We start from the raw sequence: 12,340 nt of genomic DNA on the forward strand, positions 1-12,340 counted from the left end.
GCCTACTCCAATCGCGCGGACCGCTTTTACTCGACCTTGACTGCCCGTTGAATCCTCTGCCCAACGATGGCCTTCGTGACTACTCTTCAAGACGTGGAACTGGGGGTTTTGGGACCTCTGCAAGTTCGGCGGGACGGCTCGTCCGTCACGATCCCGGGCGCCAAACCCCGCGCCCTGCTCACGATGCTTGGCCTGCACGGCGGTTCGGTCGTGTCAGCCGACACGCTCGTGGAACTGCTGTGGGACAAGGACCCGCCGCGCACCGCCGCCAAGGCCCTGCAGACCCACATCTCCCTGTTGCGTCGGACCTTGGGCGACGGCTTCGTCTTGACCGAGGGAGCGGGCTGGATCCTGGCCGGGACACAGGTTGACGCCTCCCGCTACAAGGCCGCCGCACGACGGGGTCGCGACGCGGCCGCCGCCGGCGATACCCGCCAAGCAGTGACCCGCTTCGACGAAGCCCTTGCCCTGTGGCGCGGCATCCCCGAACTGCCTGACAGCCAGCGCGGAACCGCCGAGAAGACGCGGTGGGTAGAAGGGCACGCCGCGCTGGTCGAGGACCGAGCCGACGCGCTTTTGGCGACGGGACGGGCGGCCGAGATCGTCGGCGAACTGGAGGCTCTATTAGCGGACGCGCCGCTGCGCGAACGACGCTGGGGCCAGTTGATGCTCGCGCTTTACCGCGCCGGCCGCCAAGGCGAAGCCCTCGCCGCCTACCAACGCGCCAGGGCACTGCTCGCCGACGAACTCGGTGTCGACCCGGGACCCGAACTGCGCCGACTCGAGGCTGCGATCGTCGCACAGGATGCCGGTCTGGAAACCCCTGCCGCACAACGCCTCTCGGCGGTGACGCGGGCTGTCACGTTTCTGCTGACCGACATCGAAGGATCGACGGCGGCCTGGGAAGCAGACGCCGCGGGCATGGCGGTGGCGCTGGCACGGCACGACGAACTCGCCGAGCAGGTCGTCACCTCACGCGGGGGACGGCTGATCAAGACGCGCGGCGAAGGCGACGCGACGTTCTCGGTCTTCGATCGGCCCTCCGCCGCAGCCGTCGCCGCCATCGAGTTGCAGGAGGCGATTGCCCGCGAGCCGTGGGCGCTGCGGGAGCCGATGCGCATTCGGGTGGCCGTGCACACCGGGGAGGTCGAATTCCGCGACGGCGACTACTTCGGGCGGGCGGTGAACCGCGCCGCGCGCCTGCGCTCGCTGGCCCTCGGCGGGCAGACTTTGTGCTCGGGAGCAACCGCGGAGCTTGTCATCGACTCGCTTCCGGACGATGTCGTGCTTGCCGACCTCGGGATGCGCCAGTTGCGCAACCTCGCGCGCCCAGAACATGTTTTCGAGCTGAGACTGGACACCGACCAGCGCGAGCAAGTCGTCGCCGACGCACCGATAGATCGCCCCGCCCTGCCCGCCGTGTTGACCGCCCCCGGCCCGTTCGTCGGCCGCGGCGCGGAACTGGAAAGCCTTTTCACCGCGTGGCAGAACAGCGGCGCGCACGCGGTGCTGATCGCCGGCGAACCCGGCGTCGGCAAGACGCGCCTGGCCGGCGAATGGTCCCACCGCGCGTATGCACAGGGCTCGATCGTGCTTTACGGACGTTGCGACGAGGACCTCGGCGCGCCGTATCAGCCGTTTGCCGAAGCCTTGCGCGCACTCGTGCCGTGCGTCGGCGCGGACCGGCTGCGGGGACTGCGCGGCGTCGAAGCGCTGCTCCCCCTGGTCCCCGGGCTGCCGGACGTGGTCCCCGATCTGGCGTCCCCGGCCCGTGCGGACCCCGATACCGAGCGCTACGCACTGTTCGACGCCGTCGTCGCGCTCCTGGAGATCGCGTCGGCCGCCGCGCCGGTCGTGCTGATCCTCGACGACCTGCACTGGGCGGCCAAGCCGACGCTGCTGCTCTTGCGGCATCTGCTGCGGTTCGGCGACCACGCCCGCGTGCAAATCGTCGGCACGTACCGCAGCACGGATCTGGACCGCTCCCACCCGTTGGCGGCAATGCTGGCCGACCTGCATCGGGACGGCACCGCCAGCCGGCTGAATCTGAGCGGACTCGACGAAGACGATGTGACCACCTACGTCGCCGAAGCCGGCTATGACGACGAGGAACTCGCCCACGCCTTGGCGTCTGTCACCGGCGGAAACCCGTTCTTCCTCATTGAGGCCCTGCGTCACGTCGATGAAAGTGGCGGCGTATGGGATCAGAACACCCTCCCCCAGGGTGTTCGAGAAGCTGTGAGCCGCAGGCTTTCTCGACTCTCGCAGGAGACGAACAAGGCGCTCGCGGCGGCTGCGGTGGTCGGTAGCCGGTTCGGCCTGGAATTGGTCGAGCAGGTAGTCGGGAGTGATCTCGTCGACGCATTCGACGAGGCGTGCGCGGCCGGTCTCGTCGTCGAAGAGCCTGGTGGCCGTTACCGTTTCAACCACGCGATCGTCCGCCAGTCGCTGCTCACCGAGCTTGCGTCGGTGCGGCGGATGCGACTGCACCAACGGATCGCCACGACGCTGGAGTCTCAACCTGGCGCCGAGGACGAGTTGTTGGCCGAATTGGCCCACCACTACTTCGAATGTGCCTGGGCCGGCAACGCCGCCAAGGCCGTTCAGTACTGCCGACGCGCCGCCGACCAGGCGATGGCACGGCTGGCCTACGAAGGTGCCGCCGACCTCTACGACCATGCCTTGCACGCGTTAGAGGAGATCGACGACGACCTGCCCGACCGCGACGATCAGGCGGCCGCGCTGCTGGTGGCACGCTGCGAAGCGCTCCTGGCCGCTGGTGACGTAGCTTCAGCGGGTAGCGCAGTATCCCAATTGCGTTCGGCGACAGTCGATTCGGTGCAGTTGGCGGCGTGGGCCACCTGCTTCGACGGCCAGCTGTCGATGCTGATCCATCCCGAGCGATTGGACGAGGTCGAAATCGCGTTGCGGACCGCGGCCGAAGAGTTGGCCGGTTTGGACGATGCCGCCGGAGAGGCGAAGGCCCATACCGTGCGTGCCGGATGCCTTGCACGCCTTGGGCGTATCGGTGACTGTGAAGCGGCCCTGGATGATGCGTTGACGGCGGCGCGGCGCGCGCGCGAACACCGCCGGGTGAACGCGGTGCTGGCCGGTGCGCCGCTGGCGGCGTTGTGGGGACCCAACCCGGTGCCGCGGGCGGGCGGACGGTGCCTGGACGTGGTGCGGCTGCTGCGGATAACCACTGACTCGCCAGCCGTCGAGGCCACCTCGACCCGGTGTCAAGCCGTGTTGGAGGCCTTCCGCGGCCGCACGGCCGCGGCCCGGCGGATGATCGACTCCGCGCGGCGGACCGTGACTGAGCTCGGCTTGCGGCACGCACTGCTCGAAGTCGAGCAGTTCGCCGGCATCGTGGAGCTTGTCGCCGACGACGCGGCTGCAGCCGAACCGCATCTACTGAAGGCTTACAACGGTTTTCGCCGCATGGGCCTCGATGCCGATACCGCTGAAACCGCCGCCTTGCTGGGCCGCGCCTGTCTGACACTGGGCCGAGACGGTGACGCAGACGAACTGTGCTGTGAGAGTGAGCGTCTGGCCGGACATGCGCTGAAACCGTCGATTGCATGGCGCACGCTTCGGGCGCATCTGTTGTCGCGCAACGGTGCACACGGCGAGGCCCGCCGCGTAGCTCAGGCCGCCGTGGGACTTGCCGAGCGTACCGACTTGTTGGTGGACCACGGCGACGCATGCCTTGCCCTGGCAACGATTTTGGAGGCTTGCGGCGACCTTGCTCAGGCACGCGCCGCCGCGGAGCGAGCGGTCGACTTGTACGAGCGCAAGGGCGCCGCCGCACTTGTCGACAAGTCGCGCAAAGCCGTCGAACCGGGGGACTCCGTCATCGCGACACCCCAGTCCGAACCGCTGGACCTCGACTTGGACAACGCCTGCGTGCAAACGATTCGGCGCGGCATAGCTGTAATTGAAAGCGCGACATGGGACGACTATGAGCAGCTTTATGCGGCCAATCTTGTTATGGAGAGCCGACGGAAGATGGTCGGCTTCACCCAGAACGACCTACCCGAGGACTGGTTGACTCAGTCCAGGCTCTTCCACGAGAGCGGGGGCTTGCGCCTTCACTGCGTAACCGTACTCGCGGTGCGAGGTGAGCGCCTGGCTCTGGCTCGGATCGGATTGGGCAATGTCGACGTGAGCCCTGGGGCGCCGTACGACGAAGTTCTCCTGCTGTTCGGCACCGATGAGGACGGCCGGATTGCAACGCAGATCGCGTTTGACGCCGAAGACGTGGAGGCTGCGATCGCCGAACTCGATGCCAGGCAAGCACGATTCGAGCGGGAAGCACGGCAGCAAGCGCGACGGCCGGAAAACACAGCGACCCGGATATGCCAGCGGATCGAGACATATTTCGTGGGCGGTGACTGGGACGCAGTTGAAGAAACGCTGGCCGAGCATGTCGTCCAAGATGATCGTCGCAAGGTGGTGGGCTCGGGACTTCGCCAGGGACGCAATGCCGTAATGGCCGAAATCGCGGTAGTGGCCAAAGCCAGGGTCCACAGCATGACGACCGATACGATCGCGACACGTGGCGGATACTTGGTACTCAATCGGGTCCAGTCCTCCTTCGGCGACCGCCGTCCTGACGCATTCGGCATCGACGTGCTCGCCGTCGTCGAGGTCGATGCCACAGGACGGATTGTGGCCCGCGTTGTGTTCGACATCGACGACTTCGACGCCGCCATCGAAGAATTGGAAGCGCGGTACCTCTGCGGCGAGGCGGCGCCGCACGCTCATGCCTGGTCGGTGATCGCGGGCGGGCCCGCCGCGGTCAATCGAGGCGAACTACCCACGTTTGCAACGGATTGTGTCAGCATCGACCATCGCCGAGGTCCCGCATTCGCCCCTGGTGACCTGCTCGCTTATCTCGATAGCGGGCTAGAACGCCTCCGAAACGTCCGGCTGTACGTCGAAACCGTGCATCGGCTCAGCGACCTTGGAGCGGTATGTACTCATGTGGGGCAAGCTATCTCGTCGATGGACTTCGACGCCGAGTGGCGCAGTATCGACCTGCAAATCGTCAACGGGGACAAGGTCAAGCACTTCGAGGCCTTCGACGAGGCCGAGCTGAACCTCGCCATCGCAACCTTCGAAGAACTGACCACGCCGACAACACGGTTGGAGAACGCCGCAACCGTTGTACACCAGCGCCTTCGGTCGCGCTTCAGCGCGCGCGACTGGGCTGCCATCGCAGACACCCTGGTCGACGACGTCGTTCACGACGATCGCCGAACGGTGGTGGGCGCGGGACTGCGAAAGGGCCGAGACAGCGTCCTCGCCGAAGTCTCGGCCGTCCTCGAGATCGGGATGACCAGCATGACGTCGAACGTCATCGCGATCCGCGGCACGCAACTCGCCCTTAGCCGAGTGCGGTCGGTGGGCGGCAATCAACGGTCTGATGCGTTCCATGCCGATGTCCTTGACATCGTTGAGGTTAACGCCGAAGAACGGGTCGTGGCGCGCATCGTGTTCGACCCTGACGACTTCGATTCCGCCTTCGCCGAGCTCGACGCGCGCTACGCGGCTGGTGAGGCGGCACATTGTGCGCGCACCTGGCGAGTAATCGCCGGTGTCTACGCTTCGATCCGAAACCACGCAGTTCCCTCTCTCACAACGGATCCGGTGACCATCGACCATCGCCGAGTAGCCGCATTCGCTCCGGGTGAACTGGAGGCGTACATCCATGCGGGCTGGGAACTCGACCAAGAGATCCGACCGTACGTCGAAATAGTCCACCGACTAGACGATTTGGGTGCGGTAGTCACCTATACGGCGCATGGATCCTCTCCGGACGGCTTCGAAGCCGAGTGGCGAGAGGTTGCCATCTCGACAGTTGACGGCGACAGGGTCAACCATTGCGAGTTGTTCGACGCCGCAGATCTCGACACCGCGCTAGCGCGATTCGACGAACTGCACCCGCCAAACCCGCGCTTGGAAAACGCAGTGTTAGACCGCTTCCAGGTGCACCTTGCGGCCCGCGATTGGGATGCCTTGGCGCGGGACTTCGCTCAGGATTACTCCTGTGACGATCGCCGTCACGTCGTCAACGCCGGAGTTCGATTCGGTCAACACGCCGCGATAGAAGATCTGCAGCTGGCTGTCGACCTCGGGTTGGCGACGAATGTCACGTCAGAAATCCTTGCGGCACGGGGAAATCGCCTCCTCCTCAACCGTTGGCGCGCCTCAGGTCCCGACCATGACGAAATAAGAGTCGACGTTTTGCAGGTCGTCGAGTACAACGCCGACGAGCGGATTGCGGCTGCCGTCGTGTTCGATCTCGACGACATCGACGCCGCATACGAAGAACTCGATCGGCGTTATCTGGCCGGCGAAGCGGCGGTCCACTCGAAGACGTGGTCGGTCGTCGCGCGGGAATGCGCGTCGTTCAACCGGCAGAAACTTCCCACAGCAGACTGGATTACCGTCGACCACAGACAACTGGCCATTATCGAAACCACTGACTTTCCATCGGCAATGCGCGGGATCTGGGACGTGACACCGGATTTGAGCATCCACATCACCGCGGTGCATCGGCTCAGCGACCTTGGAGTGGTCGCTACCTACGTGGCGCACGGGACATCACCCGACAGCGTCGAGGCCGAATGGCGGTTCGTCAACCTTCTGGTTATCGAAGGCGACCAGATCAACCGCTGCGAAGTCTTCGAAGAGGCAGACCTTGAGGCCGCACTCGCCCGCTTCGATGAACTGCAAACGCAGACACGGCGATTGGAGAACACGGCAATTCGAGCTGGCGCCCGCCTTTTCGGCCACTATCGGCATCGCGATTGGAATGCGATCGCCCAAGCCTTGACCGACGACACCTCCGTCGATGATCGCCGTCGCGTGGCCAACGCCGGGTGCTGGCTCGGTCGCGATGCCGTAATCGCAAACATGCAAGCCTTGGCCGTGGGCTGGACGCAGATGACAATGACCGTCATCGCGGCCCGCGGCGAGCGCCTGGCCCTCACTGCAATCCGTTGCGCCAACCACGATCCGATGCACGGGGAGTTCGACGTCGAGATGCTGGTCGTCGTCGAGATCGACAGTGACGAGCGAATGAGAGCACACGTAATCTTCGGCCCCGACGACATCGATGCCGCCGTCGCCGAACTCGATGCCAGGTATCTCGCCGGCGAAGGGGCCGACCACGCACGAACGTGGTCGGTTATCGCGCAGTCATACGGCGCGGCGAGTCGTCGCCAACTCCCACCAACAACTCCGGACATAGTGAACATCGACCACCGCAGGCTCGGATTGATCGAGTCGGAGGAGATGATCGCATACCTCCGTTCCACGTTTGACGAGCTCGCCGACCTCAAGGCCTATCCCGAGGTCGTGCATCGGTTGACCGACCTGGGAGCGGTGTTCACGCATGTCGGGATCGGAACCACAACAGAAGGTTTCAACGCCGAGTGGCGGCAGATCACCGTCGCCACGGTCGATGCCGATTTAATCAATCACAGCGAAATGTACGACGAGGCAGACCTTGAGGCCGCACTCGCCCGCTTCGATGAACTGCACGCAACGCGCGTGGAAAACGCGGCAACCCAAGCGGTTCGCCGTTACCAGGTGTGCTTTGCGGCCAGAGACTGGAAAACCATGGCCGAGTTGCTCGCCGACGACGTGGTAGTGGACGATCGCCGGCGGGTAGTGAACGCCGGGATTCGACACGGTCGCGAAGTAAACGTTGCGGACAACCAGGCGGCCGTCGAAATCGGAACCGAGAACTTCACCCTTGCCGTTATCGCGACTCGTGGAGAGCGGCTGGTGTTGGCGCGTGTGTGTTCCTACAACCATGACTGGCTGCCGGACGAGGTCAGTGCCGACCTGCTCGGCATCGCCGAGGTTGACCTCGACAACCGGATCGCGGCTTTCCTTACGTTCGACCGAGACGATTTCGACGCGGCCTTCGCCGAACTCGAAAAGCGTTACCTTTCAGGCGAAGCGGCCGCCCACGCACAGACGTGGTCGGTCATCGCCGACACCTACGCCAAGCTCAACCGCCGGCAAGTGCCTAGGGTGGCCCCCGACTGCATAGAAGTCGACCATCGCTCACTCAGCATGATCGGCCCCGGCGACTTGAGGTCATACGTGCTCGCATCGTTTGAACAATTGACCGACACCAGCATCTACATCGCGGCCGTCCCTCGGGTGACCGACATCGGCGCGATCATCGATCATGTGGCCAAAGGGATTTCACATGAAGGTTTCGACGCCGAGTGGCGAATGACGGTACTTCTCACCGTAAATGGCGACACGATCAACCGCTGCGAAATCTTTGACGAGGCAGACCACGACGCAGCCCTGGCCCGCTTCGACGAACTCACGGCTGAGCATTCCCACGCGGCGCCCGATACCGAATAAACGCGGGCGCCGCAATCGCGGCAATCACCACGCCGAGGACGACGAGCGCCCCACCCCCGGCCGCGGCAGCGGCAGTACCGACTGCAGCGGCGGCGCCCCCATGCAGTGTGTCGGCCAACCGCGGCCCGCCTCCGACCACCACGGCGAACACCCCCTGTAGCCGTCCGACCACGTCGTCGGAGGCCGCTTGCTGCAAGATCGTCGACCGGAACGCGGCCGACACCATGTCTGCCGCGCCACCAAATGCCAAGAACGCCACCGCAATCCACAGCGCCACACCTGCCCGGCCGTGCGCCATCGCGCTGACGACCCCGAAGCCAACCATGGCCAATCCCCACGCCACGATCGAGATCACGATGGTCAAGCCCTGACGCCGGATCCTTGGGAACCAGCCGGAGAACACCCCGCCGCCGACCGCTCCGACCGCTATGGCAGCGGACAAGAACGCCATTGCCGAACCGCCTTCGATGGGGCCGCCGAAGCTTTCATGCGCCATCTGCGGGAACAGCGCTCGCGGCATTCCGAAAATCATGGCGATGAGATCGACCACGAAGGACATCAGCACGACGGTGTTGCCGGCAAGATAGCGAAACCCCTCCAACACCGCGCCTATCCCCCAACGCCCCGAAGTCCGCTCGGATTCAATCGCCGGCATGGGTGTCAACCGGAAAGTCGCCCAAATCGGCAACAGGCAAGTGAGCGCGTCGATCAGATACAACGCGGACAGGTCTACCCAGTTCAGCAGCACACCGGCGAGCATCGGACCGGCGATCGCACCGAACTGGCTTACCGTCATATTCAGCGCGTTGGCGGCCGGAAGTTGCTCGCCGGGCACCATCCGCGGAATCGCCGCGGAGCGTGCCGGCGAGTTGACGGCGAAAAACGCCTGTTGCACGGCCAGCAGGCATAGCACCACCCAGACGTCGTTTACCGCCAGCACGGCCTGCAACCACAACAGCAGCGATGCCACCGCCAGGCCGCACGACGCGACGATCAACAGCAGCCGTCGATCCATGGCGTCTGCCCAGGCACCTCCCAGCAGACCGAACACCACCAGCGGCAGCAACGAGAACAATCCGGCGAGCCCGACATAGGCGGAGTTTTGGGTCAGTGCGTAGATCTGCACGGGGACGGCGAAGATCGTCAGGTTCGCGCCGATGACGGTCGGGATGCCGGCTAGCCAGAGCCGGCGAAAGTCGGGCGTGCGCAGCGGCGCGGTGTCCGCGAAAACAGGCACGGTCGTCGAGCCTAACCCGCCCCCAGGCTCGCGAGCCCAACCCGTTCCCTCGCTCGCGAGCCCAACCACACTGCGAAAAATGAAGCCGAGAATCGCAGCCAGGTTTGACTGGCGAACCTAAGCGCAAGCATTAGGGCTGCAGCCGCTCCACTTGACCGCCGATAACCCGAATCCTGTTGTGCACCCGGTCTTCCCGGCCCTGCCAGAATTCCACCACCTGCGGCGCGATTAGGTAGCCGCCCCAATTCGGCGGCACCGGCACCCGCTCCAGCCCAGCAAAACGTTCGGTCACCTCCGCCAGCTGATCGAGCAGGTCCTCCCGCGACGCGATGGGCTGCGACTGATGCGAGGCCCAAGCCCCCAGTTGCGAGCCGCGCGGCCGCTTGGACCAGTAGTCCTCGGTCACCGCGGGAGCGACCTTGCTCACCGGGCCGCGCACGTGGATCTGACGACCCAGCTGATACCACGGAAAAGTCGCCGATGCGTACGGAATCGCTGCCAGTTCCAACCCCTTGGCGGAGTCGTAATTGGTGAAGAATGTGATGCCGGATTCGTCGACACTCTTGCACAACACGGTGCGGGTGACCGGCCGTCCGTCGGCGACAGTGGCCAGCACCATGGCGTTAGCCTCGGCTACTCCGGCATTCCACGCCTCGTCAATCCACTTGCGGAACAACGCAAGCCATCCGTCAGCAAGCCAGTCGGCATCGAGGTCGGGGCTGCGGTCCTTCTCGGCGGATTCATACTCCACCCGCATGCCAGCCAAGCGCTGCCAGTCAGATCCGGTCACCTCGCCAACGCTACCCGCCAACCAGTTACCGGCCGGTAGCAACTGCCGCGTGGTGGGGTGCGAGAATCGGCCCATGACTGTTGTCCCGGAGGATTTTGTCCCAGGTCTGGAAGGCGTGGTGGCGTTCACCACCAAAATCGCCGAGCCGGACAAGGATGGCGGTGCACTGCGCTACCGCGGCGTCGATATCGAGGACCTAGTGGGCCAAGGCGTCCACTTCGGTGACGTCTGGGCGCTACTGGTCGACGGCGAGTTCGGCCGCGGGCTGCCGCCGGCGGAGCCGTTCCCGTTGCCGATCCACACCGGCGATGTGCGGGTCGACGTGCAGGCCGGCCTGGCCATGTTGGCACCCATCTGGGGTTACAAGCCGTTGCTCGACACCAACGAGCCGACCGCCCGCGAACAACTCGCGCGCGCCTCGGTGATGGCCCTGTCATATGTCGCGCAGTCTGGCCGCGGCATCTATCAGCCAGCCGTACCGCAGCGCGTCATCGACGAATGCTCCACGGTCACAGCACGTTTCATGACTCGGTGGCGGGGCGAGCCGGATCCCAGGCACATTGAGGCCATCGACGCTTACTGGGTTTCGGCCGCCGAGCACGGCATGAACGCCTCGACGTTCACTGCCCGCGTGATCGCATCCACTGGCGCCGACGTCGCAGCGGCGTTGTCCGGCGCGATTGGCGCCATGAGCGGTCCGCTGCACGGTGGGGCACCGGCCCGGGTGCTGCCGATGGTCGAAGAGGTCGAGCGCACCGACGACGCGCGCGGTCTGGTCAAGGGCATTCTGGACCGCGGCGACAAGCTGATGGGGTTCGGCCACCGGGTTTATCGCGCCGAAGACCCGCGCGCCCGGGTGTTGCGGGCGACGGCCAAGCGGCTGGGTGCGCCGCGCTACGAGGTCGCAGCCGCACTCGAGCAGGCGGCGCTGGCGGAGTTGCGGGAGCGGCGTCCGGACCGGGCGATCGAGACTAACGTCGAGTTCTGGGCCGCGGTCATCTTGGACTTCGCCGAGGTACCGGCGACCATGATGCCTGCGATGTTCACCTGTGGCCGTACCGCCGGATGGTGCGCCCACATCCTGGAACAGAAGCGACTCGGCAAGCTGGTCCGCCCGTCGGCCGTCTATATCGGTCCGGGGCCGCGCAGCGCGGAGTCCGTCTCAGGCTGGGACAAGGTCCTTACTTCGGTGTGAGCGCGGCAGGCGCTTCCTGGTTCGTCCTGAAGCACTAGTCGATACTTCCCGCAGCGTTCATGTTGTACCGCTGTGCGTGCCCGCGATGGCGGCTGCCGCGCAGGCGATGTCGGTGGTGCGGATTACCGTCGCGGATGCGCGATGAGAAATCCCCGCGCGACTGGTCAGTACAGGTGAAAACCCAACAAGAAGAGGAGTGGCCATGACCACTAACGAGGCCATCAACGTCGAACCCGCCGTTCTCCCCCACCTCGTGGTTGACGACGCAGCTGCCGCGATCGACTTCTACGTCAAGGCATTCGGTGCGGTCGAACTCGCCCGCATCCCAGGTCCCGATGGCCGGCTGATCCACGCTGCGGTACAGCTCAATGGGTCCACGGTGATGCTCAATGACGACTTCCCGGAGATGTGCCACGGTAAGTCGATGACCCCGAAGGCGCTCGGTGGCACGCCGGTCACCATCCACCTAACGGTTACCGACGTCGACGCCAAATTCCAGCGGGCTCTGGATGCCGGAGCCACGGTCGTGATGCCGGTGGAAGACCAGTTCTGGGGAGACCGCTACGGCGTACTGGCCGACCCGTTCGGCCACAACTGGTCAATGGGCGAGCCGGTCCGCGAAGTCAGCATGGACGAGATCAAGGAAGCGATGTCCGCGCAAACCTGACGACTTCCTCGAGCCGAACCACATCGCTATTTCAAGGCCTAGAAATCGCCGCCTGGT

5 protein-coding genes are annotated in these 12,340 nt (G+C 65.0%); 3 read left to right on the forward strand and 2 right to left on the reverse strand.

All coding sequences use genetic code 11. The features are described from left to right. The first annotated feature begins 93 nt into the window (after window positions 1-93). Window positions 94-8,394, forward strand: a complete 8,301-nt coding sequence (locus A5634_RS17690) for a BTAD domain-containing putative transcriptional regulator (protein ID WP_065145350.1) — start codon at window positions 94-96, stop codon at window positions 8,392-8,394. On the opposite strand, the gene A5634_RS17695 is transcribed toward A5634_RS17690, so the two are convergent. Beyond that, window positions 8,354-9,631 (reverse strand): MFS transporter, encoded by a 1,278-nt coding sequence (locus tag A5634_RS17695; RefSeq protein ID WP_065145330.1) that lies wholly within the window; start codon window positions 9,629-9,631, stop codon window positions 8,354-8,356. The genes A5634_RS17690 and A5634_RS17695 overlap by 41 nt on opposite strands. A gap of 130 nt (window positions 9,632-9,761) precedes the next feature. Continuing rightward, window positions 9,762-10,388: a pyridoxamine 5'-phosphate oxidase gene (pdxH, locus tag A5634_RS17700; RefSeq protein ID WP_081290506.1), complete on the reverse strand. Its 627-nt coding sequence runs from the start codon at window positions 10,386-10,388 to the stop codon at window positions 9,762-9,764. A gap of 106 nt (window positions 10,389-10,494) precedes the next feature. Between pdxH and A5634_RS17705 the strand changes: the two genes are divergently transcribed. Together A5634_RS17705 and A5634_RS17710 are read left to right on the forward strand one after the other, a co-directional pair. Beyond that, entirely contained in the window at window positions 10,495-11,616 is a 1,122-nt protein-coding gene (locus A5634_RS17705) for a citrate synthase 2 (RefSeq protein WP_065145331.1), read from the forward strand. Window positions 11,617-11,818: 202 nt separating this feature from the next. After that, a complete protein-coding gene (locus A5634_RS17710; protein WP_065145352.1) occupies window positions 11,819-12,283 on the forward strand; it encodes a VOC family protein in 465 nt (154 codons plus the stop codon). The last annotated feature ends 57 nt before the right edge of the window (window positions 12,284-12,340 follow it).

This window comes from Mycobacterium asiaticum (assembly GCF_001673365.1).
Taxonomy (GTDB): domain Bacteria; phylum Actinomycetota; class Actinomycetes; order Mycobacteriales; family Mycobacteriaceae; genus Mycobacterium; species Mycobacterium asiaticum_A.

Bases quoted from the DNA above. Each gene is read 5' to 3' on its own strand.
- pdxH (WP_081290506.1), bottom strand. From the start codon at position 10,388: ATGCGGGTGGAGTATGAATCCGCCGAGAAGGACCGCAGCCCCGACCTC.
- A5634_RS17705 (WP_065145331.1), top strand. From the start codon at position 10,495: ATGACTGTTGTCCCGGAGGATTTTGTCCCAGGTCTGGAAGGCGTGGTG.
- A5634_RS17710 (WP_065145352.1), top strand. From the start codon at position 11,819: ATGACCACTAACGAGGCCATCAACGTCGAACCCGCCGTTCTCCCCCAC.